We start from the raw sequence: 23,712 nt of genomic DNA on the forward strand, positions 1-23,712 counted from the left end.
ACGGTTAGAGTTGTGATGTCACCCACGTAATGGCTTGCCCACCTAGTGATTCCACATACTCTCAGTTAGTCTCAGGACATATTGACCTTTGAACCGAATTACCTGAATTAAGGATGAAACCATGGCTGAAGCAGCACAAGCCCCGCAACAACAGTTTGCTATCCAACGTATCTACCTGAAAGATGTTTCTTTTGAAGCGCCAAGCTCACCAGTTATGTTCCAAAAAGAGTGGAATCCAGATGTGAAACTGGATCTTGATACTCAAAGCCGTGAACTGGGTGAAGGTGTTTACGAAGTGGTTCTGCGTCTTACTGTTACTGTGAAAAACGCAGAAGAAACCGCATTCCTGTGTGAAGTACAACAAGCAGGTATTTTCAGTGCAGAGCAGATGGAAGCTGGCCAATTGGCACATTGCTTGGGTGCTTTCTGCCCGAACATCCTGTTCCCATACGCACGTGAAACTATTTCAAGCCTAGTGGTAAAAGGTACTTTCCCACAACTGAACCTAGCTCCTGTAAACTTTGACGCACTGTTCATGAACTATCTGCAACAGCAAGCTCAAGAAGGCGCAGCAACTCCAGCGAACGCTTAATTCGCGCGATTGAGTTTCAAGCTACAGTAAAATGCACAGCGCAACCGCGATGTGCATTTTTTGTTTATCACCCTCAGTATTTTGCGAAGAAGCTTTGTGAAGGCGAATGAGCAGCCAACTGCCATTGCCTATGCTTTGGGTATAGAATAGAGCACAACTTCGTTATTGATAGGCGGAACAATGAGCGATACACATAACCATACTGGTTACGGAAAACCTGTTGAAATGACGGTGATTGGTGCGGGATCTTATGGCACTTCACTGGCTATCTCACTAGCTCGTAACGGAGCTAACATTGTCCTGTGGGGGCACGAAGCTGAGCATATGGCTCGCCTTGAAGCGGATCGTGCTAACCATGAGTTCCTACCGGGGATTGCTTTTCCCGAAACCTTGATTGTCGAAACCGATCTACAAAAAGCGGTACAAGCGTGTCGTGATCTGCTGGTGGTCGTGCCTAGCCATGTGTTTGGTATTGTGCTGAAAAGCTTACAACCGCATTTGCGTGCTGATAGCCGCATCTGCTGGGCAACCAAAGGTTTGGAACCTGAAACGGGGCGTTTATTACAAGACGTCGCGCATGATGTGCTCGGTGATAACTATCCACTTGCGGTGCTTTCAGGGCCAACGTTTGCGAAAGAGTTAGCTATGGGGATGCCAACCGCGATTTCTGTTGCCTCACCTGATGCGCAGTTTGTGCGTGACCTGCAAGAAAAAATCCACTGCAGTAAAACGTTCCGCGTGTACGCCAACAGTGATTTTATCGGTATGCAGCTTGGCGGTGCCGTGAAAAACGTGATTGCGATTGGTGCTGGGATGTCAGATGGTATTGGCTTTGGGGCGAATGCGCGTACGGCTCTTATCACTCGTGGCTTGGCTGAAATGTGCCGTTTAGGTGCTGCATTAGGTGCACAACCAGAAACCTTTATGGGTATGGCGGGACTGGGTGATCTGGTACTGACGTGTACCGACAACCAATCGCGTAACCGCCGTTTTGGCTTGGCGTTGGGCCAAGGTAAAGATGTCGATACGGCACAAGTGGATATCGGCCAAGTGGTTGAAGGCTATCGCAACACCAAAGAGGTGTGGATGCTCGCTAAACGCATGGGCGTTGAGATGCCAATAGTTGAACAAATTTATCAAGTATTGTATCAAGGAAAAGATGCGCGACTCGCTGCTCAGGATCTGCTGGCTCGAGATAAGAAGATGGAGCGTTAAATACGCCGCGCAAGAGATGGAATTGAATCGATAGGGTGCTTGTCACCCTATCCTGATTGGGACTGAGTAAGTAATGAAACAGTGCGCACACACCAAGGTTTGGCAAACCATTGTCGCCGAAGCTCGCGAGCAGTCTGAACAAGAACCTATGCTCGCCAGTTTTTACCATGCCACGATTATCAAGCATGAGAGTTTAAGCTCGGCACTAAGTTATATTTTGGCCAATCGCTTGAATACCGCTTCCATGCCCGCTATGGCCGTCCGAGAAGTGATAGAAGAGGCGTTTGAAGCTGACCCTAATATCACTGAAGCTGCGGCTTGCGATATCTGTGCTACGGTCAACCGAGATCCGGCGGTTTCTATGTATTCCATGCCGCTGTTGTACCTGAAAGGTTATCACGCTCTGCAAGGTTATCGGGTTGCCAACTGGTTATGGCGACAAGGGCGTAAGGCACTCGCCACCTATTTTCAGAATCAAATTTCTGTGGCTTGTCAGGTCGACATTCACCCTGCGGCACGAATTGGTCGTGGCATTATGCTCGATCACGCGACAGGCATTGTGATTGGTGAAACGGCTGTGGTTGAAGATGATGTTTCGATCTTACAAGACGTTACTCTCGGCGGTACGGGTAAAGAGTGCGGCGATCGTCACCCGAAAATTCGTGAAGGGGTAATGATTGGAGCTGGTGCTAAGATTTTAGGCAACATCGAAGTTGGGGAAGGGGCAAAAATTGGCTCTGGCTCTGTGGTGTTGCAAGCGGTACCACCGCATACCACTGTTGCTGGAGTTCCAGCACGGATTGTTGGTCGTCCACAGTCTGATAAACCGTCACTGGATATGGATCAGCAATTTAACGGCAGATCTCAAACCTTTATTGGTGGTGACGGAATTTAAATCAGATTTTCTTGCCTTGCTTATAGGGAAGAGAAGTAAAAGACAGAAAATAAAAAAGGATGATGGGGACATCATCCTTTTTTACATCGGCAAGCGACTTGGCGTTATGCCATCGCGCTCAATTCAGCTAACACTTCGTCCGCCCATTGAATCCATGCTTGGCGAACCAGTAAATTACGACGTAGAGTCAAACGCTCTAAACGTTGCTGCTTGTCTAACACCGCAGGGTTAGCGTAGTAAGCGGCTTCGATTTCTTGATAGTGAGCAACCAGTTTGCGCGATTCTTCAACCAGCTCAGCCAGTTGCAGGCGGTAAGGCTCTGCCGATTGTACTGAACAAGCCATCAATTTAGCGCTGAACTCATCACGCACGGTTGGGTGTGCAGTCGGTTGATCAAACCACTCACCTAAAGCGCTGCGACCAGCTTGGGTAATAGAGTAAACCTTGCGATCTGGCTTGCCTTCCTGTGGTTCCAGAACACAAGTAACTAAACCCTGTTCCCCCATTTTATTGAGTTCACGATATACCTGCTGGTGGCTGGCTTTCCAGAAGTAGCCAATGCTGGCAGAAAATTCTTTAGTTATATCGTACCCGGTTGCATCGCGTGTGCTAAGAACAGTAAGGATAACGTGTGGTAATGACATGTCTTCAATCCAAAAATTAAGTCAACATAAACTTCTATCTAAACGCCTGTTGTGCTTCTAATGGCACTCAATATCAGTTCGTTTAAATACCCGCAGCACAATAATCTGGCTGCTTATGTCACCTTATAAAGCCGGTTATCACCTAGATTGGCGTATGTCTTTGCATACTTTGACTGTGAGATTGCTTTACATTACTTATCACAGAGGGGGAATAGTATATCTAAATAATAAGCATAAAGTGGAATACAAATGTTCTAGATAAACAAAAAACTGACATTATTCTCAATAATGCAAAAATGTAAAACAAAAGGCTGAAAAGTTTCAGCCTTTTGGTGTTTTACACTGCTATTTTGCGATTTGTTAACCAGTATTGCGCATTCCCGCCGCAATTCCCGCTATGGTCACCATCAACGCCTCTTCCAGCTCTGGAGAAGGGAGATCTGATTGACGGGTGCGATACAGCAGCTCGGCTTGCAGCATGTTGAGTGGCTCAACATAGATATTACGCAGACGAATCGATTCCTGTCCCCAAGGGTCGCTTTGCATCAAGTTCTCATTGTTTTCCACATTGAGTACGGTTTTGATGTCTTTCTGAAGTTGTGCGCGCAGCTTTTCACCCAATGGACGAAGGGCTGGTTCCACTAGGCGCTCATCGTAGTAACGCGCAATTTCAGCGCTGCACTTGGTGTACACCATCTCCAACATGCCAAGACGGGTCGAGAAGAATGGCCATTCGCGGCACATCTCTTCGAGTAGAGCTTGATGGCCTTTATCAATCGAGAATTGAATGGCTTCACCCGCACCCAGCCAAGCGGGCAATACCAAGCGGTTTTGGCTCCAGGAGAAAATCCATGGAATCGCTCGCAAGCTTTCAACACCACCGTTTGGATTGCGTTTCGATGGGCGCGAACCTAGCGGCAATTTACCCAATTCCAATTCAGGTGTAGCTTGACGGAAGTAAGGAACAAAGTCTGGCTCACCGCGCACTACATGGCGATAGGCTTCACAAGAAACTTCAGACAGTACATCCATCAGATCGCGCCATTCTTGCTTTGGCTCTGGTGGTGGCAGTAGGTTGGCTTCCAAAATGGCACTGGCGTACATATTGAAACTGTTCACCGCAACATCAGGTAAACCCAGTTTAAAGCGGATCATCTCGCCTTGTTCTGTTACGCGCAGGCCGCCCTTTAAGCTCTTCGGTGGCTGAGAAAGCAGTGCCGCATGGGCAGGAGCGCCGCCACGGCCAATCGTGCCGCCACGACCATGGAACAACGTCAGCTCAATACCCGCTTCTTCACTGACTTTGACTAGGGCATCCATCGCTCGGTACTGCGCCCAACCTGCCGCCATTACGCCGGCATCTTTCGCTGAGTCTGAGTAACCAATCATCACCATTTGGTGGTTCTGAATAAAGCCGCGATACAGATCGATACTCATCAACTGACGGATCACCGATTCTGCATTGTTCAAGTCATCTAAGGTTTCAAACAGTGGGCAGACATCCATACGATAAGGACATCCCGCTTCTTGCAGTAGCAGGTGAACCGCGAGGACATCCGATGCGGTACGAGCCATAGAGATCACATACGCGCCAAACGCATCTCTGGATTGAGCAGCAATGATCTTACAGGTATCCAACACTTCTTTGACTTGTACAGAGGGTTGCCAGTCGCGCGGCAGCAGTGGACGCTTGGAGTTAAGTTCTGTCGTCAGGAACGCTATCTTGTCTTGTTCGCTCCACTGATTGTAATCACCGATGCCCAGATAACGGGTCAGTTCCGAGATCACTTCCGCATGGCGTGAGCTTTCCTGACGAATATCGAGACGAACTAGATGCACGCCAAACGCTTTGATGCGGCGTAGGGTATCAAGCAGTGAGCCATCAGCAATTACACCCATGCCACACTCATGCAGTGATTGGTAACAAGCGTAAAGCGGTTCCCACAGCTGATCGACATTTTGTAGTGGGGCTTTCACTGCCAGCTTTTGACCGTTCAGTTTGGCTTCAAGAATATCAATCGTCTCTTGTAGCAAACTGCGCAGTTGCTTGAGGATAGCGCGATAAGGTTCGTGTTCATCACCCGCTAAAGCGCGTACTGCCTCATTACACTTGGTCATGGAAAGTTCGCTGACCAGCTCATTGATGTCGGTAAGATACAAATCTGCCGCTTTCCAGCGTGACAGTAATAGCACTTCGCGAGTGATAGTGTGGGTGACAAATGGGTTACCATCGCGGTCACCCCCCATCCATGACGAGAAGTGCACTGGGCGTGCATCAATCGGTAAACCTTCACCTAAGTGAGATTTCACCTGCTCATTCAGCTCGCGTAAAAATTCCGGTACCGCATGCCATAGTGAGTTTTCCACCACAGCAAAGCCCCATTTGGCTTCATCCAATGGCGTTGGGCGCTGCTGACGGATCACATCCGAATGCCAGCTTTGAGCGATTAGCTGCTCAAGACGGCGCTCCGTTTTATGGCGCTCTTTTGAAGACAGATCGCTCAGTTCGAGTTTGGACAAGCATTCGTTAATTTTGACCAGTTTGTTGATCATGGTGCGACGAGTGATCTCAGTCGGGTGAGCGGTCAATACCAGCTCAATGTTCAGATCACGAATGGCCTGTGCCGTATCGAATTTACTGACCGAGTTTTGCGCGAGTTTGGCAAACAAGCTGCCAATGGCATCAAGCTCATTCACGTGGCTCTCACAGTGGCGAGAGATGGTGTGATACTGCTCGGCAATATTGGTCAGATTAAGGAATTGGTTAAATGCGCGAGCAACTGGGGTCAACTGATGATTGGGAAGATTTTTTATCTCTTCGATGAGGAGCTCGCGGTCTGCTTGGTTGCCAGTTCTGGCGGATTTCGAAAGTTTTCGGATGGTTTCCACTTTCTCTAAAATAACGTCACCATCGGCGGCTTGAATAGTCTGTCCGAGTAGTCGTCCTAACATGCTTACGTTACTTTTGAGCGCAGCGTATTTTTCGTTCATTGTCATCCTGCCTTGAAAAAAAATTACATCCAGTGTTAGTTCAGTTAATTACACAATCTTGATCACTTTGTCCAGTATGCTCGTTGTTCAGACTAAGATTCCATTTATTGTCTTGCCAGTTTGACGCATACATTGTTTAACCAAAAACGCGAAATTGTTGAAATTTTCTTACAAAAAGCCCCAAGGCTGAGCTTGGGGAGATCAATTTAGAAACAATATTTCTGCATCGCGCGTGACAGCACACGCACGGTTGGATCAATGAATTCAAAGGCTAAAAACTCATCCGGCTGGTGGGCTTGATCGATCGAACCAGGGCCAAGCACTAAGGTCGGGCAAACTTGCTGCAAGAAAGGGGCTTCAGTGCAGTAATTCACGGTTTGCGCTTCTTGCTCACAGATTTCACTGATGCCGTGAATAAACGGATGATCATGCGCGCACTCATAGCCTGGGATTGGGTCATGCAGTGGGATTAATTCAATACGCCCCGGCCACTTTTGCTGTACTTCACTTAGAGCATCACGCATCAGGTTATCTAAACCATCCAAACTAATACCGGGCAGCGGGCGAACGTCATAATGCAGTTCGCAGCAACCACAAATTCGGTTCGGGCTATCGCCACCATGAATGTGACCAAGGTTCAGGGTCGGAGTTGGAATTTCAAATCCCGGATGGTGATATTCTTTAATTAAGCGATCGCGCAGCTGCATTAGGGCAAACAGCACTTCGTGCATGATCTCAATCGCATTCACCCCTAAAGCCGGGTTAGAGGAATGGCCTGATTTTCCTGTGACACGAATTGCATTCGCCACATGGCCTTTATGCGCTCGAATCGGGACTAAGCTGGTCGGTTCACCGATGATGCAGTGATCCGGTTTAAAGGGGGCATTCTCTGTAAAATGGCGCGCGCCAAGCATGGTGGTTTCTTCATCGCACGTTGCGAGTACATATAACGGCTTGGTTTGCTTGCTCCAATCGACTTTTTTCACCGCTTCATAAATAAAGGCGAAGAAACCTTTCATATCCGCAGTCCCTAATCCATAGAAGCGATTATTGGCTTGTGTGAGCGCATGCGGATTGTAATTCCAGCGGCCCTCATCAAAAGGCACGGTATCACTGTGTCCTGCCAACAGCAGCCCACCTTCACCATTGCCTAATTTGGCAATCAAATTCTGTTTGTTGGGCGCTACTTGCTCAATCTGAATGGCAAAGCCGATTGCGCTTAACCAATCCGCTAATTTGGCGATCACCTGTTCATTGCCTTCATCCCAGCGCGCATCGGTTGAACTGATCGAGGACGTTGAAATCAGGCCTTCATAGACCTCAAGGAAACTGGGTAACGGCATTTTATCTTTGCTCCTGCTATTGACAGAGTGTCGGTGAAAATGTAAAACACATATTAAATCACTTTAAGTGAATAAAAAACCAATTAATCGCAATTTTGAAAGATGAATAGTCAGCGTTATCCGCTCTCTTTCACAACTTAATACGGATGTTTTTGATGTTAAAAACCACCATCATCGGCGCAAGCGGTTACACCGGAGCAGAACTGGCTCTTATGGTGCACAAACACCCACAACTCACGCTATCAGGTTTATACGTTTCCGCCAACAGTGCGGATGCAGGGAAATCGCTGGCGCAGTTGCATGGTCGAGTGGCTGGGCTGATTGATATGCCTGTGCAAGCCTTGACCGATGTAGATGCTGTTGCTGCCGAGTGTGATGTGGTTTTTTTGGCAACGGCGCATGAAGTGAGTCATGACCTGGCGCCACAATTTTTAGCCCAAGGTTGTCAGGTATTCGATCTGTCTGGCGCATTTCGGGTGCAAAGTGAAGCGTTTTATCCAACCTTTTATGGCTTTGCTCATCAGCATTCTGAATGGTTAGAAAAAGCGGTGTATGGCCTTGCTGAGTGGAATGCGGAAGCGATCAAAGCCAGCCCAATGATTGCAGTTGCGGGTTGCTACCCAACTGCATCGCAACTGGCGATTAAGCCTCTGTTGGTGGAAGGGTTACTCGACACTGCCCAATGGCCAGTGATTAACGCGGTGAGTGGTGTCTCTGGTGCGGGGCGTAAAGCCACCATGACCAACAGCTTCTGCGAAGTGAGCTTGCAGCCTTACGGTGTGTTTAACCATCGTCATCAACCAGAAATTGCGACTCACCTAGGCTGTGAAGTGATCTTCACTCCGCATCTTGGCAACTTTAAGCGCGGCATTCTGGCCACCATCACCATGAAATTGGCGGATGGAGTGACGGAGCAGCAAGTCGTAGAAGCCTTTAGCAAGGCGTATCAAGATAAGCCACTCGTACGTTTCCCGAATGGTTTGCCACGGATTCAAGATGTCGAGTTCACACCATTTTGTGACCTCGGCTGGAAGGTACAAGGACGTCACATCATTGTGGTGTCTGCTATCGACAATTTATTGAAAGGCGCATCGAGTCAAGCGATGCAGTGTTTAAACATTCACTACGGTTTCGATGAATTAACCGCGTTGGTGTAAGGGTTCAACATGTCAGATCTCAAGCTCAGTCCTTTAGTGATTAAGTTAGGTGGTGCGGCGCTCGATTGCGCAGAGACACTTAGCAAACTGTTTGGTGCGATTGCCCAATATCAGAACCAAGCCCAACGACGCATTGTAATCGTGCATGGCGGTGGTTATCTGATCGATGAGTTAATGGCGAAGCTGCAACTGAAATCGGTCAAGAAAGATGGTTTGCGCGTCACTCCGTATGATCAAATTCCGATCATTGCCGGAGCTCTCGCAGGTACAGCGAACAAGATACTGCAAGGCCAAGCGATCAAAGATGGCATCAATGCCGTAGGTTTGTCACTGGCGGATGGCGGTTTATGCCACGTCGAGGAATTAGATCCTGAACTGGGCGCAGTCGGCAAAGCCATGCCGGGCGATTCCACTCTGCTGCAAGCGATTTTGGCTACCGGTGCGATGCCCATCATTAGCTCGATTGGCCTAACTGCGGAAGGGCAGATGATGAACGTCAACGCTGACCAAGCGGCGGTTGCTGTAGCGGGTGCTCTGGATGCGGAATTGGTACTGCTCTCTGATGTCAGCGGTGTACTGGATGGCAAAGGCCACCTCATCGCCACCTTAGATGCCAAACAAGCGGATGCACTGATTGCTGGCAAAGTCATTACCGACGGCATGATTGTCAAAGTGAAAGCAGCTTTGGAAGCGGCGCAAGATTTAGGGCGCCCGATTGAAGTGGCTACCTGGCGTTACCCAGAGAAGCTCGCCAAGTTATTTGGCGGCGAAAGCATCGGCACCCGTTTTCTACCTTAAGATTTTAAGTCACTAATTTGATTAAACCTGAGCACTGACCGCCAAGCGCAGAGCCAGGAATATGGAGATACATCAATGAGTAAAGTACAAGTTAAAAAAGTAGTTGTGGCATATTCTGGCGGTCTGGACACGTCGGTGATCATTCCATGGTTAAAAGAAAATTATGACTGTGAAGTGGTGGCGTTTGTGGCTGACGTTGGTCAAGGTGATGAAGAGCTGAAAGGCGTAGAAGCGAAAGCGCTCTCTTCTGGTGCCTCGGAATGTTACATCGTTGACCTGAAAGAAGAATTCGTTAAAGAGTACATCTACCCAACGCTGAAAACGGGCGCTTACTATGAAGGTAAATACCTACTCGGTACTTCAATGGCGCGTCCGGTGATTGCTAAGGCACAAGTCGAAATCGCTCGTAAAGTGGGGGCGGATGCACTGGCACACGGTTGTACCGGTAAAGGTAACGACCAAGTGCGTTTTGAAGGTGCATTTGCGGCACTTGCCCCAGATCTGCATGTGATTGCGCCTTGGCGTGAATGGGATCTGCGTAGCCGTGAAGCGTGTTTGGATTACCTTGCCGAGCGCAACATTCCTTGTGCAGCGTCATTGACCAAGATCTACTCGCGTGATGCCAACGCATGGCACGTTTCTACCGAAGGCGGTGTACTGGAAAGTACATGGAATGCGCCAAATGAAGATTGCTGGGTGTGGACAGTCGATCCTGAGCAAGCGCCTAACGAAGCAGAATATGTCACGCTGCAAGTTGCGCATGGCGAAGTGGTCGCCGTTGATGGTGAAGCCATGACCCCTTACAACGCTTTGCTGTACCTCAACCAAAAAGGTGCGAAGCATGGTGTGGGTCGTATCGACATCGTGGAAAACCGTCTGGTAGGTATGAAATCTCGCGGCTGTTACGAAACTCCGGGAGGCACCATCATCATGGAAGCGCTGCGTGCCGTTGAACAACTGGTGCTGGATAAAACCTCATTCGAATTCCGTGAAGAGCTGGGTATTAAAGCGTCACACCTTGTTTATGATGGTCGTTGGTTCACTCCACTACGTCAGGCAGTATTTGCGGCAGCCGATGAGCTGGCGAAAGATGTTAACGGTGAAGTGGTGATCAAACTGTACAAAGGCCAAGCCGTTGCAACGCAAAAACGTTCAGCCAACAGCCTCTACTCAGAAGATTTCGCGACCTTTGGCGCAGATGAAGTGTATGACCACAGCCACGCAGGCGGCTTCATCCGTCTTTACTCGCTGTCGAGCCGCATCCGCGCTCTGAGCCAAAACAAGCAGTAATCAGCACTGTCATCGGTTTATAACATAAGGATCGCACTGCGATCCTTATTTTTCAGTTATCACATCCTGACTGTGGTCGCAGTCAAAGGAAAGCAGGAGATTTAGCATGGCATTATGGGGCGGAAGATTTACCCAAGCGGCAGACAGTCGGTTCAAAGCATTCAACGATTCCTTACGTTTTGATTATCGATTGGCTGAGCAAGATATTGTTGGATCAATCGCTTGGTCAAAAGCCTTGGTCTCCGTCAATGTCTTGAGCGTGCAGGAGCAACAACAGTTAGAGCAGGCGTTAAATCAACTATTGCAATCTGTTCAGCAAGATCCGGAGCAAATCTTAGCGTCTGATGCGGAAGATATTCACTCTTGGGTGGAACAGAAGCTGATTGAGCAAGTCGGTGATCTTGGTAAAAAACTGCACACAGGGCGTTCGCGTAACGATCAAGTCGCGACCGATCTTAAGCTTTGGTGTCGTGATCAGGGCGTTCATCTGCTCCTTGCTCTGAAAACGCTGCAACAACAGTTGGTGGCGGTGGCTGCTGAGCACCAAGCGACGGTTTTGCCGGGCTACACTCATTTGCAACGTGCGCAACCGGTAACTTTTGCCCATTGGTGTTTGGCTTATTTAGAAATGTTTGAGCGTGATGAATCCCGTTTGACTGATGCTCTAGCTCGTTTAAACACGTCGCCGCTTGGTTCTGGTGCATTAGCAGGAACCGCTTACGCGATTGATCGTGAGGTGTTAGCCGCGGATCTTGGTTTCACTCGCGCGACACGTAACTCGCTGGATGCAGTCTCCGATCGCGATCATGTGATGGAGCTGATGTCAGTAGCATCGATCTCTATGTTGCATTTGTCGCGTCTTGCGGAAGATATGATCTTCTACACCACAGGTGAAGCGGGCTTTATTGAATTAGCCGATACGGTGACATCTGGTTCTTCACTGATGCCACAAAAGAAAAACCCCGATGCGCTGGAGTTGATCCGCGGTAAAACGGGACGCGTCTACGGTGCATTGGCTGGGATGATGATGACAGTGAAAGCACTGCCTCTCGCGTACAACAAAGACATGCAAGAAGACAAAGAAGGGCTGTTTGATGCGCTCGACACTTGGTTTGATTGCTTGCAAATGGCGGGACTCTGCTTTGATGGCATTAAAGTGAATGCTGCGCGTACGTTAGAAGCGGCCAAGCAAGGCTACTCGAACGCGACTGAATTGGCGGATTATCTAGTCGCGAAAGGGATTCCATTTCGCGAGGCGCACCATATTGTCGGTGTGGCTGTTGTCGCGGCAATCGGTAAAGGTGTGGCTTTGGAAGAACTTTCTCTGGCTGAACTACAACAGTTTTCATCGTTGATCGAGCAAGATGTGTATCCGATCCTGACCATTGAGTCTTGTTTAGAGAAACGCTGCGCACTCGGTGGGGTATCGCCAAAACAAGTGGCTTATGCGGTGGAACAAGCTCAAACGCGGGTGAAGTCTTAAATCGCGATAATTTACTTCACCATAAGGGAATAGAGAGAAAGTTGTTGGTTAACTCACTGACTAATCAGTGGAAAATCGTTCAAACAAAAAAGATCGTAAAAAAGATCATTTTTTTGTGAACCTTTCGGTGAAAGTCCGGTCTATTACAATACCACTGCTTTTTCTTAGAAGAATCTAAGAAGGCCCTAAATCTGTACTAGGTTTAGGGCTTTTTTCTTTCCGGCAGTACAGAAGCATTTGCACTGTTTTTAATCCTCTTTTCCTTGTCTTTTTCGCCAAGGCAAGATCACATACTTCATCCATAAATGCAGAAATAATAGGCCGTTAAAGGCAAAGCCTGCGATGATCAAGGTGATCGATTCAATACTGGTAGGATCGTCCTTAAAGCCCCAGAACCAAACGATCCAGACGACAACTGACAATACCGTGAGTTGATCCATACAGCGCTGGCAGCGGCCGATTTTTTGCCAAAACCAATGTTCGCTACAATCCCGACAAGCCATAGATGCCACCTTAAGTTAACCGAGCTCATTCCTAGCTTATTGACTATGCCAAGCTAGGGCATAGGGAGTATAACGCACCAAAAGCACGATGCATCCATTCCTCTCAACGGGTTTTGTGGTAAGCGCTGTGGATTGAACCCAACAGAAAAGCCTGACGTTGAAGTCAGGCTTGGTCTTTTATGTTCACTAGGGTAAGAACATTCGCTTATGCCTATCCCACTTAAAGCTGCAACTTAAAACGGGAAGGGCTTTGGACTATGGCAAATTAACAGCCGGGGCCACAATCCAAACAGTGTTTGATCATTTCTGGACCAAGATGCAGTTTCGCGTTTAGATCACGCAAAGCAGTGCGCACACCTTCCTCAATCACCGGATGGTAGAAAGGCATATCGAGCATTTGCGAAATAGTCATTTGGTTTTGGTGCGCCCAAGCCAGCAAGTGTGCTAAATGCTCGGCATTGGGTCCCATCATTTCAGCACCAAGGAAACGACCTGTGCCTTGCTCGCCATACACATGCAGCAAACCTTTATTGCGTAGCATTACTCGTGAACGGCCTTGATTTTCAAACGACACTTCACCCACGGCAAAGCAGCCACAGTTACCCAGACGCTGGGTCAGCTGCTTATAGGTTTCTCCGACCATGGCAATTTGTGGGTCAGAAAACACCGCAGAAATCGCAGAGCGGCGCAAACCCGCGCGAATGTCTGGGAAGCGACCTGCGTTATCACCCGCAATACGACCTTGGTCAGCGGCTTCATGCAGCAGCGGAATTTGGTTGCTGGCATCACCAGCGATAAAAATCGAAGGTACCGAGGTTTGCAGTGTGTAGTGATCCGCTTTGGGTACGCCACGTTCATCCAGTGCCACGTTGGTATTTTCCAGTGCTAGCTTATCAACGTTGGGACGACGACCTGTCGCTGCAAGCACATAATCCACGATGAAGTTTTCTAGCTCACCTTGCTGGTTGATAAATTGGATTTCCACTTTATCGCCATCAATACGTTTCATGCTTTCGACTTTCACGTCTGCATCGAGATAAAACTCTTGTTGGAAAGCACGATTAGCGTAAGCCATGACTTCTGGATCAGTCAGTGGTCCCACTTGACCGCCTAAGCCAAACACTTTCACTTTCACCCCTAAACGATGTAGGGATTGGCCAAGCTCTAAACCGATCACACCCGGACCAAACACAGCGACGGCTTCTGGGAGATCATCCCACTCAAACACATCATCGTTAACGACTAGGCGATCACCTAGTTCATTCCATACGGCAGGGTACGCAGGGCGTGATCCTGTCGCAATAACAACACGTTTAGCATGAATGCGTGTGTGATCATCAACTTGCAGAGTATGGTTATCGATAAATTGAGCGTAGCCAGCAATCTTGTCTTGTTCAGGAATTGAATCCACCCCTTCCAGTACAAAACCGACAAAGCGATCACGCTCGCGTTTGACGCGATCCATCACTTCACGACCATTAATGACAATTTCACCTTGTGGGTAAACACCGAAGCCCGGAGCTTTTTCAATTTGGTGTACGCTTTCTGCTGCGGCGATCAGCAATTTGGATGGCATACAGCCAACTCGAGCACAAGTGGTGCCGTATGGGCCGCCTTCAATGATTACGACATCTTGGGTGTAGGATTTCGCCGCACGATAAGCGCCAAGGCCAGCAGTACCACCGCCGATTACGGCGACATCAACGTGAATTTGTTTCATTATGGATCCTCAATCGGTTTTTATTCGTCTGCATGGAAATGGGGCTCCCAAGCGGGAGCCCACCGAGCTTATTGATTTAGGTAGATTTCTAAATCGTCGCTACCACCAATGTGTTTACCACCGATAAACACTTGTGGAACTGTGGTGCGGCCTGAGACGGCACGCAGGCTCACTGTGGTTGCGTCTTTACCTAAAATCAGCTCTTCATACTGTAGACCGGCATCAATCAGCGCTTGTTTCGCCTTGGTGCAATAAGGGCAGCCAGGTTTAGTAAAAATAGTCACTGATTCTTGCACTTTGTATTGAGGTGCAATGTGTTTGAGCATGGTGTCCGCATCAGAGACTTTGAACGGGTCACCCGGTTCATTGGGTTCGATAAACATTTTTTCTACAACACCGTCTTTGACGAGCATGCTGTAACGCCATGAGCGCTTACCAAAGCCGAGATCATTTTTCTCAACTAACATACCCATGCCGTCAGTGAACTCACCGTTGCCATCTGGAATGAAAGTAATGTTTTCAGCGTTTTGGTCATCTTTCCAAGCATTCATTACAAACGTATCGTTAACAGAAACACACAGAATACTGTCGACACCGTGTTCCTTGAATACTGGGAACAGCTCGTTATAACGAGGCAGGTGGCTGGATGAGCACGTCGGGGTAAATGCACCCGGCAAGCTAAATACGATAACGGTTTTGCCTTTGAACAGTTCATCGGTAGTTACGTTAACCCAAGCGTCACCTTGGCGAGTTGGGAAAGTAACTTGTGGAATGGTGTGACCTTCTTTAGATGTAAACATTTTGTTCCTTAATTGTAATAATTCTTTTTTAATCAATAAGATGTGTTTTCTTGTTGATGGGTATTGTTAAAGAAAAGCTTTGATAGCTCTAATCGTTTAATGCTATGGTTTTGATAGATGCATTCTATCTGGGTGAACAATGAACATTCGTGATTTTGAATATTTGGTGGCCTTGGCCGACCACAAGCATTTTCGTAAAGCGGCAGAAGCCTGCTTTGTCAGCCAACCCACACTCAGTGGCCAAATCCGCAAACTTGAAGATGAAATTGGTACAACACTGCTTGAACGTAGTAGTCGCCGAGTATTGTTTACTGAGGCTGGTTTACAGTTGGTTGAGCAAGCGAAGAAAATTCTCACTGAAGTGAAAACTTTCAAGGATATGGCGAACCAGCAAACTGGAGCTATGACTGGACCGCTGCACATCGGATTTATCCCGACGTTAGGGCCTTATCTGTTGCCACGGATCATCCCAACTCTGAAAGATCGTTTTCCTGAACTAGAGCTTTATTTACACGAAGCACAGACGAATCAATTGGTACGCCAGCTCGAAGAGGGTAAGTTGGATTGTTTAGTGCTGGCATCCGTTGACGAAACGGCACCTTTTAAAGAGATTGAGCTTTATGATGAGGTGATGAGTATTGCAGTGCCTTGTGATCATGCTTGGGCAGATCGCGATGAAGTCGAAATGCTCGAACTCAAAGGAAAAACGGTGTTGGCTCTGGGAGATGGCCACTGTTTGCGAGATCAGGCTTTAGGTTTCTGTTTTGCAGCAGGTGCAAAAGATGATGAGCGCTTTAAAGCAACCAGTTTAGAAACGTTGCGCAATATGGTTGCGGCGGGAGCAGGCATTACCTTGCTTCCTGAATTAGCGCTTCCTGAAGATAAGAATAAAGATGGAGTGTGCTATTTGCGTGCGGTGAACCCTATCCCTTCGCGCCGTCTGGTGCTGGCGTATCGTCCTGGTTCACCTCTTCGCCAGCGCTTTGAACAGCTGGCTGCTGTAATCAAGCAACGTTTACAGCAAGATCATTAATGCCGGATTGAATTCTGTCGAAATAAAAAGAGGCTGAAAAATCAGCCTCTTTGTTTTTTAATTCAATCAGAACAACTCTTCGCCAAAACCGGTTGAGTAAATCGATTCATTCACATGTTCACTGACGTATTCTGTTGGTTCAGTACCCGCTTCGAAATACTCAAACATAGAGCTTGAATCGAGCTTGTTCGTGAGCAACCCGCTATCACGATCAATGCGCACACGGATGATGTTGTCAGGCACTGCTTTCTCCTGTACTGGAACGCCATCCAGAGCCAGAGACATAAACTCGACCCAAGCAGGAAGTGCTGTTTTACCGCCAGATTCTGCGCCAGAAACATCATCTTCGATATTTGGGTTTGGTGCGGTTTTACCTAAGTTACGGCTATGATCATCAAAGCCAACCCAAGCAACCCCAACGATGCCGGGACCATAACCGTTGTACCAAGCATCTTTAGAATCGTTCGTGGTACCAGTTTTACCACCGATGTCACGTCGTTTCAGTGCTTGAGCACGCCAACCCGTTCCATTCCAACCTGTACCTGCGCCCCATTCGCCGCCACCCCAAATATTGCTATACAACATTTCACGAGTTAAGAAGGCATTTTGCTCAGAAATCACTTTTGGAGCATAAGGGCTAGTGGAGTCTTGTTCTGCAAACTCATCCAGCTCAGAAGAACATTGCTTATGGCAGACCACTTTAGGCTCCGCGTTAAACTCTTCTTTACCAAATGGGTCTACGACACGGCTGATGTAGAACGGCTCAACATAATAACCATTATTCACGAACACAGAGAAACCTTGTGCAACCTTGATAGGGGTTAAGCTGCCTGCACCGAGTGCAATGGTTTCTGAACGTGGTAATTCAGCTAAATTAAAGCCAAAACGAGTCAGGTATTCGCGTGTTTCATCCAATCCGACTTCTCGCAGCACACGCACTGCCATTACGTTTTTGGATTGCGCTAAACCAATTCTTAAACGAGTAGGGCCGGTATACGTTGGCGGTGAGTTTTTAGGACGCCATGCAGTACCTTGACTTTCATCCCATTGGTTAATGGGGGCATCGTTGATCAAGGATGCCAAAGTCATCCCTTTATTGAGAGCGGCCGAATAGATAAACGGTTTGATACTTGAGCCAACCTGACGAACAGACTGTGTCGCCCGGTTAAACTTGTTGTGTACAAAGTTAAAACCACCGACTAGCGCCAATACCGCACCATTGTCTGGGTTCATCGCCACAAACGCAGTGTTGGCATTCGGAACCTGAGTCAGTTTCCAAGCGGCAATCTCTCCATCATTCGTACGTGGACGAACCCAAATCTGCTGTCCAACTGCCAAAAATTCAGCAGCACTGCGAGGGAGTGGACCTTGGCGATCATCGTTAATGAAACGGCGCGCCCAATTCATATCTTCCCAAGCGATAGTTTGCTCGCCATAGCTTTTCACCCACACTTGGCTGATTTATCTTCTACCTTTAGAACCACAGCAGGGAACATATCGCCATAAGTGGGTTCATTACTCAGGTATTCAGTGAGCTGAGTGCTGTCCCATGCAGGTTGTTTTTCTTGCCACAGTTCTTTTTCTGCTCCGCGATAACCGTGACGCTCATCGTAAGCGAGTAGGTTATTGATTGCAGCTTGGTTTGCGGCCTTTTGCAGTTTGGAGTCCACCGTGGTGTAGACATTCATGCCTGAAGTGTAAGCCGCTTCTTCACCGTAGCGTTCTACCATCCAAGCGCGAGCGATTTCTGCTACATACGGAGCATTCAGTTCAATCTCAGCACCGTGATACTTTGACTGAATTGGCTCGGCACGCGCAGCATCATATTCAGCCTGAGTGATGTATTTTTCATCCAGCATACGCAGCAAAACTACGTTGCGGCGATTAGTTGCACGTTCCACCGAGTAAATTGGGTTCATGGTTGAAGGGGCTTTCGGCAGACCTGCAATCAGAGCAATTTCACCTAAAGTGAGATCTTTTACTTCTTTACCAAAATAAGCTTGAGCAGCAGCGCCCACGCCATAAGAGCGGTAACCGAGATAAATCTTGTTCAGGTAAAGCTCTAAGATCTCTTGTTTGCTTAGCAGTTGCTCAATATGGATAGCAATGAAGATCTCTTTGATTTTACGCATCACTTTCTTCTCATTAGAGAGGAAGAAGTTACGCGCAAGCTGCTGAGTAATGGTACTTGCACCTTGAGAAGCACTACCGGATGCAACCACAGCAAAGGCTGCACGAGTAATACCAATCGGGTCGAAACCGTAATGTTCGTAGTAACGAGAATCTTCGGTGGCAATCACCGCTTCGATCAACTCTTTGGGCATCTCTTCCAGTTTGAGAGGAATACGGCGTTTTTCACCGAATTGGGCGATCAACTTGCCGTCTTGACTGAAGACTTGCATCGGAGTTTGTAATTGGACGTCACGCAGAGTGGCGACATCTGGCAATTCTGATTTCACATAAAAATAGAAACCAAAGATTGTAGTGACTCCAAGAATAATGCAAATCAATGAAAATACTAATAAACGCTTTATGAACTTCACCGGAGAATCCCTGTTTAGTTGAGGCTGCACTAATGCAAACCCTTGTACTCTAGGCTAAAACCTTAGCTCGCAAAATATCATCTGCCTATTTATTGAGAAATAGGCATATCGAGCTGAACATATTTACTGGAGCTCAGCCTCATGGGTAAAACATTAGTTACGGGTATTGATATCGGCCACCACAGCATAAAAGCCGTAGTGCTCAAACCTATGGGCGACACTTATGCGCTTATGGGGTATGAGGAGTTGCTCGTTACCGCTGATATTTTCACCGATAATCACACGCTCGATTATCAGAAAATTGTAAAGAAACTCAAAGAACTAAAAAAGGGGTTGCCCTTATTTAGTCACAAAGTCGCGATTGCAATTCCGGATAACGCTGTAATTAGCAAAGTATTACAAATAGATAGCGATCTTGAGCGTCGAGAACAGGAATTTGCCATCTATCAGCCTTCTCTCATCAGTCTCCATTTCCCGTTGAAGATCTTAGCCTCGATTTCGTCAAAGTGGCGGAAAAAAATATCGCGCGCAGTAGTACAAGCACCTTCCAAGTCTATGCCACGAAAAAAGAAGTAGTGGAAAGCCGCTTACAAGCGAGTAAGAAAGCAGGGTTTGAGCCGATTTTGATGGATGTGCAAGTCCATAGCTTGCTCCATTTATGGCAGCTCGCTAGCCGTGCCTATCGACGACCGGATTGGATGCTGATTGATATTGGCCATACCCAGAGTTCATTGTGCCTTGATTTCGCAGAAAAAATGCCTTTTTACAAAGATGTTCCATTGGGTACGCGAGTGTTGGGCGCAGAGCCGAGCAGCACTCCCGTATTAGGCGATTCATTAATGCAGGACCCCACTCAACGTTTTGTTAATGAATTCGTGGATAAGGTTGCGCGCCAAATTCAATTGTTCACCTCCGTACATGGAGCTCAAAGTCTTGGCGGTTTATGGCTTTCCGGCGGCGGTGCAACCATTGCTGGACTTGAGGAAGCGTTACACCAACGTTTATCACTTCCCTGTGAAGTGTTGAATCCATTCTCACTATTCAAAACGAATGTCTCAAGACGCAAGCGCCAAGTGGCTGATGGGCAGCGCTTTAGCACTGCCGCTGGCCTTGCATTGCGTGGTTTAGCATGGTTGGAGAGTGAACATGCTGCATAACATTAACTTATTACCGTGGCGAGATGAGCGTCGCGAAGCACATAAACGGCGTTTTTTAGGGCTCGTTGTTCTTGGCGTTTTGATGGCTGTACTCATGCAATTTGGGGCTGGAGAATACTTAAGCAGTCAAGTTGCAAAGCAGCAGGAACGAATTGGCTATTTGAAGCAACACATCTTCTCGTTGGATCAGCAAATCGCTAAACTCAAAATGGCCGAGGAAGAGCATAAAGCGCTGCTGACTCGTCTTACTGTTGTTGAGCAGTTGCAGCAAAAACGCAATAAGACTACAGACTTTATGAACCAAATGCCGACTCTTATTCCCGAGGGAGTTTATGTCGACAAGATCAAAATGAATGGTCATGACATTGAGATTTCGGGGATCAGCGATTCCACCGCGCGCTTAGCGACCATGCTCGATAACCTGGAAAAATCCGCCAAGTTAGGTGAGGTGGAGATGCATGAGATTGTTTCGGGTAATAAACGCTTTGGTAAGCAATTCCAGACATTCAAAGTCTCATTTCAAATTCTGACGCCAGTCCCTGACCTGAAAAATGGAGGTACGCATAATGGCTAGTTTTCAAGAATTAGAATTGGATGAAATTGCAGAATGGCCATTGCTGCCTCAGCTGCTTGTTATCTTGTTGTTGATGTTGCTAATTCAAGGCGCTGGCTACTGGTTTTATCTTATGCCCAAGCAAGATGAAATTGTGGCGTTAAAACAAGAAGAGGAAACGGTAAAAGCGACCTTAAGGATCAAAGCCAATAAAGTAGCAGCGTTACCGCAGATCCAAGCTCAGTTAGATGAATTGAAAGAGCGTTATGATTTTCTATTGCGACAATTACCAGTTCAAAAAGAGCTGGCCAGCATGCTTGCCTCCGTTAACCAACTTGGTCTCGATAATTCGCTGACCTTTACGCGTATCGACTGGGGTGAGCGCCAAACACAAGAATTCCTCTACCGTCTACCGCTCAATATTGAACTGACGGGTAACTATCACGATATCGGCGATTTTTCAGAGGCGATTGCCAAACTACCGCGCATCATCAATTTCGATGACGTGGATTGGCAGCGGGTGAGCCAAGAAAGTAGCACTCTACACTTCCGGGTAAAAGCTTACACCTACCAGTTTAAACAGGAGGTTGAAGATGAAAAATAACCCTGCATGGTTGTCTCTCATCACCTTGTTTCTGTTGGTGGGGTGTAAGGCTAATCAAGAAGATCTGGCCGGTTATGTCGCACAAGTAGAACGTGAGGCACGCAAGGAAGTCACTAAACTCAAACCGATTTTGGAATTTGAAGTGACGGCCTATCAACAGCACTCAGGACGTGAGCCATTTGTGTTACCTAAAGAAGCTTTGGTGCAAAACCAACCTGTTGCGAAATCAGACTGCTGGCAGCCTTCTCCACGAGCTAAAAATGGCCCATTAGAGCGTTATCCATTAAGTCAATTGCGCCTGAAAGGGGTAATGAGCAGTGGCGGATCCATCTCGGCGTTAGTGCAAACCCCCGCGGGTAATGTCGTCAAAGTTAAAGCAGGACAGTACGTGGGTAACAATAACGGAAAAATTACACGAGTGGATGATAACTATTTATTAATTAACGAAACTTTGCCTGATGGCTTAGGGTGTTGGAATCAGCGTAACGTCAAGCTGGCTTTAAAATAATTGGTTGAAGTATAGAGATATAATGATGAGAAATGGATTGAAAACTTATGTCGCACAGACTTGGCTGACCTTATGGGCAGGCTTGGCACTTTGTGCTTCTTCCTTGGCGATTAGCGCTGAATCAGCTTCCGCCAATCAACTAGAGAACATTGATTTTCGGGTCAATAAAGACAAAGCGGCTGTGTTGATTGTCGAATTGGCTTCGCCATCAGCGGTGGTGGATGTACAAAAAGTCCAAGAAGGGCTGAGTATTGAGCTCCTGAAAACCGATGTGGCAGATGACAAACTCTATTTATTGGATGTGAAGGATTTCTCTACACCAGTACAAAGCGTAGAAGTCTTCCGTAAAGAACCCAGTACCCAGCTTATTGCAACCATCGAAGGTGAGTTTAAGCATGACTACACTTTAAAAGGGAAATACCTTGAGGTGGTAATCAGCAAGCTCAAAGCAGACGAGAAGCCTCAGCCTAAAAGTATTTTGGAAAAAGAGGGCAAGCTGATCTCGATTAACTTCCAAGACATTCCAGTGCGTAACGTACTGCAGTTGATTGCTGATTATAACGGTTTCAACCTCGTTGTTTCAGACTCAGTCTCGGGCAATCTGACTTTGCGTTTGGATGGTGTACCTTGGCAGCAAGTGCTGGATATTATCCTGCAGGTTAAAGGGCTTGATAAACGCGTTGATGGCAATGTAATCCTGATTGCGCCAAAAGAAGAGCTGGATTTGCGTGAGAAACAAGCGTTAGAAAAAGCACGTATGGCAGAAGAGTTAGGTGATTTAAAATCTGAAATCATCAAAATTAATTTTGCCAAAGCATCTGATATCGCATCAATGATTGGTGGTGAAGGTAACGTCAATATGCTGTCTGAGCGTGGCACGATCAGTATTGATGAGCGTACTAACTCACTGCTGATTCGTGAATTGCCCGATAATATCGCGGTGATCCGTGAAATCATCGAATCGCTAGATATTCCGGTCAAGCAAGTCCAGATTGAAGCACGTATTGTCACCGTAAAAGAAGGTAACTTGGATGAGCTTGGTGTGCGTTGGGGTGTTATGTCAACCAACGGCAGCCACTCTGTGGGTGGAACAATTGAAAGTAACTTATGGCAACAAGGACTGCTGGCGGAAGATGAGTTTCCAGTTGATGAATTTTTGAATGTTAACTTAGCTTCTACGTCCGCTAATGCCTCTTCTATCGCTTTCCAAGTTGCTAAGTTGGGCTCAGATACCTTATTGGATTTAGAGCTATCTGCGTTACAAAATGAATCGAAGGCAGAAATCATTTCTAGCCCTCGTTTGATTACGACCAATAAACAGCCTGCGTATATTGAACAAGGTACTGAAATTCCTTATCTCGAATCTTCATCTAGTGGTGCAACAACCGTATCGTTCAAGAAAGCCGTGTTGAGCTTGAAAGTGACACCACAAATTACGCCGGATAATCGTTTAGTACTGGATTTGAGTGTGACTCAGGACCGTCGTGGCGAAACGGTGAAAACAGGAACAGGTGAAGCGGTATCGATCGATACACAGCGTATTGGTACACAAGTTCTGGTCAATAATGGTGAAACCGTCGTGTTGGGTGGCATTTTCCAACACAGCATCAATAATTCAGTGGATAAGGTGCCGTTGCTAGGTGATCTCCCTGTTTTAGGTGCGTTGTTTAGACGAACTTACGAACAAATGGGCAAAAGTGAGCTGCTGATTTTCGTCACACCGAAAGTGGTCATTCAATAACTTAGCGTGTGTGTAACAAGCGAACAAAAATTAAAGTTGCAATAGTGGCACCATATCTAGATAATTTCGGGTCTTATCACGAAATATCGGTGAGGAATAGGTGCCACAAGCATTCCTATAGTTGGCGTATGTCCAGCAACTC

18 protein-coding genes and 2 pseudogenes are annotated in these 23,712 nt (G+C 47.3%); 13 read left to right on the forward strand and 7 right to left on the reverse strand.

Going from position 1 to position 23,712, the window contains the following annotated elements; genetic code table 11:
- Window positions 1-121: 121 nt before the first annotated feature.
- The 3 genes from secB to cysE all read left to right on the forward strand — a co-directional run bounded on the left by secB (window position 122) and on the right by cysE (window position 2,702).
- On the forward strand, window positions 122-592 hold the full coding sequence (secB, locus tag D908_RS10245) for a protein-export chaperone SecB (protein ID WP_000796510.1): 471 nt from the start codon (window positions 122-124) through the stop codon (window positions 590-592).
- A 180-nt stretch (window positions 593-772) separates the two neighbouring features.
- Window positions 773-1,807: an NAD(P)H-dependent glycerol-3-phosphate dehydrogenase gene (gene gpsA, locus D908_RS10240; RefSeq protein WP_005524349.1), complete on the forward strand. Its 1,035-nt coding sequence runs from the start codon at window positions 773-775 to the stop codon at window positions 1,805-1,807.
- A 73-nt stretch (window positions 1,808-1,880) separates the two neighbouring features.
- Window positions 1,881-2,702, forward strand: a complete 822-nt coding sequence (gene cysE, locus D908_RS10235) for a serine O-acetyltransferase (protein ID WP_000806521.1) — start codon at window positions 1,881-1,883, stop codon at window positions 2,700-2,702.
- A 104-nt stretch (window positions 2,703-2,806) separates the two neighbouring features.
- On the opposite strand, the gene D908_RS10230 is transcribed toward cysE, so the two are convergent.
- The 3 genes from D908_RS10230 to argE all read right to left on the reverse strand — a co-directional run bounded on the left by D908_RS10230 (window position 2,807) and on the right by argE (window position 7,680).
- A complete protein-coding gene (locus D908_RS10230) occupies window positions 2,807-3,346 on the reverse strand; it encodes a PadR family transcriptional regulator (RefSeq protein WP_000056566.1) in 540 nt (179 codons plus the stop codon).
- A 360-nt stretch (window positions 3,347-3,706) separates the two neighbouring features.
- Window positions 3,707-6,337, reverse strand: a complete 2,631-nt coding sequence (gene ppc, locus D908_RS10225) for a phosphoenolpyruvate carboxylase (RefSeq protein WP_005524351.1) — start codon at window positions 6,335-6,337, stop codon at window positions 3,707-3,709.
- A 206-nt stretch (window positions 6,338-6,543) separates the two neighbouring features.
- Window positions 6,544-7,680, reverse strand: a complete 1,137-nt coding sequence (gene argE / locus D908_RS10220) for an acetylornithine deacetylase (RefSeq protein ID WP_005524352.1) — start codon at window positions 7,678-7,680, stop codon at window positions 6,544-6,546.
- A gap of 155 nt (window positions 7,681-7,835) precedes the next feature.
- Here argE and argC point away from each other — a divergent pair, with 155 nt between their 5' ends.
- The 4 genes from argC to argH all read left to right on the forward strand — a co-directional run bounded on the left by argC (window position 7,836) and on the right by argH (window position 12,408).
- The gene (gene argC / locus D908_RS10215; RefSeq protein ID WP_000921309.1) at window positions 7,836-8,837 is read left to right on the forward strand and encodes an N-acetyl-gamma-glutamyl-phosphate reductase; all 1,002 of its coding nucleotides are present in this window, start codon (window positions 7,836-7,838) and stop codon (window positions 8,835-8,837) included.
- Window positions 8,838-8,846: 9 nt separating this feature from the next.
- The gene (gene argB, locus D908_RS10210) at window positions 8,847-9,635 is read left to right on the forward strand and encodes an acetylglutamate kinase (protein WP_005524353.1); all 789 of its coding nucleotides are present in this window, start codon (window positions 8,847-8,849) and stop codon (window positions 9,633-9,635) included.
- A gap of 75 nt (window positions 9,636-9,710) precedes the next feature.
- Window positions 9,711-10,925 (forward strand): argininosuccinate synthase, encoded by a 1,215-nt coding sequence (locus D908_RS10205; protein WP_000049171.1) that lies wholly within the window; start codon window positions 9,711-9,713, stop codon window positions 10,923-10,925.
- 106 nt (window positions 10,926-11,031) lie between these two features.
- Window positions 11,032-12,408: an argininosuccinate lyase gene (gene argH / locus D908_RS10200; RefSeq protein ID WP_005524354.1), complete on the forward strand. Its 1,377-nt coding sequence runs from the start codon at window positions 11,032-11,034 to the stop codon at window positions 12,406-12,408.
- 248 nt (window positions 12,409-12,656) lie between these two features.
- Here the strand turns inward: argH and D908_RS10195 are convergent, their stop codons facing one another.
- From D908_RS10195 to D908_RS10185, 3 genes are all read right to left on the reverse strand, one after another.
- Complete coding sequence (locus D908_RS10195) at window positions 12,657-12,911, reverse strand: DUF3624 domain-containing protein (RefSeq protein ID WP_000752408.1); 255 nt, start codon at window positions 12,909-12,911, stop codon at window positions 12,657-12,659.
- A 265-nt stretch (window positions 12,912-13,176) separates the two neighbouring features.
- Window positions 13,177-14,631: a dihydrolipoyl dehydrogenase gene (locus D908_RS10190; protein ID WP_005524357.1), complete on the reverse strand. Its 1,455-nt coding sequence runs from the start codon at window positions 14,629-14,631 to the stop codon at window positions 13,177-13,179.
- Window positions 14,632-14,699: 68 nt separating this feature from the next.
- Window positions 14,700-15,431, reverse strand: a complete 732-nt coding sequence (locus tag D908_RS10185; RefSeq protein ID WP_000495220.1) for a glutathione peroxidase — start codon at window positions 15,429-15,431, stop codon at window positions 14,700-14,702.
- 139 nt (window positions 15,432-15,570) lie between these two features.
- Between D908_RS10185 and oxyR the strand changes: the two genes are divergently transcribed.
- Complete coding sequence (gene oxyR, locus D908_RS10180; RefSeq protein ID WP_001025914.1) at window positions 15,571-16,464, forward strand: DNA-binding transcriptional regulator OxyR; 894 nt, start codon at window positions 15,571-15,573, stop codon at window positions 16,462-16,464.
- A gap of 66 nt (window positions 16,465-16,530) precedes the next feature.
- On the opposite strand, the pseudogene D908_RS0119340 reads toward oxyR, so the two are convergent.
- Window positions 16,531-19,007 (reverse strand): annotated as a pseudogene (locus tag D908_RS0119340) (penicillin-binding protein 1A).
- A gap of 141 nt (window positions 19,008-19,148) precedes the next feature.
- Here D908_RS0119340 and pilM point away from each other — a divergent pair.
- The 5 genes and pseudogenes from pilM (at window position 19,149) to D908_RS10160 (ending at window position 23,570) form a co-directional block, all read left to right on the forward strand.
- Window positions 19,149-20,164, forward strand: a pseudogene (pilM, locus tag D908_RS0119345) (type IV pilus assembly protein PilM).
- A complete protein-coding gene (locus D908_RS10175) occupies window positions 20,154-20,738 on the forward strand; it encodes a PilN domain-containing protein (protein WP_000903041.1) in 585 nt (194 codons plus the stop codon). Before pilM ends, D908_RS10175 begins: the two are co-directional and overlap by 11 nt.
- Window positions 20,731-21,321 carry a type IV pilus inner membrane component PilO gene (locus D908_RS10170; RefSeq protein WP_000135848.1) on the forward strand — a complete coding sequence of 197 codons (591 nt, stop codon included), beginning with the start codon at window positions 20,731-20,733 and terminating at the stop codon, window positions 21,319-21,321. Before D908_RS10175 ends, D908_RS10170 begins: the two co-directional genes overlap by 8 nt.
- The gene (locus D908_RS10165) at window positions 21,311-21,829 is read left to right on the forward strand and encodes a pilus assembly protein PilP (RefSeq protein WP_005524360.1); all 519 of its coding nucleotides are present in this window, start codon (window positions 21,311-21,313) and stop codon (window positions 21,827-21,829) included. The genes D908_RS10170 and D908_RS10165 overlap by 11 nt, the downstream gene beginning before the upstream one ends.
- Window positions 21,830-21,854: 25 nt before the next feature.
- Window positions 21,855-23,570, forward strand: coding sequence for a type IV pilus secretin PilQ (locus D908_RS10160; RefSeq protein WP_005524362.1), 1,716 nt, complete (start codon window positions 21,855-21,857; stop codon window positions 23,568-23,570).
- Window positions 23,571-23,712 lie beyond the last annotated feature (142 nt).

The sequence above is a fragment of the Vibrio mimicus CAIM 602 genome (assembly GCF_000338875.1).
Lineage (GTDB): Bacteria > Pseudomonadota > Gammaproteobacteria > Enterobacterales > Vibrionaceae > Vibrio > Vibrio mimicus.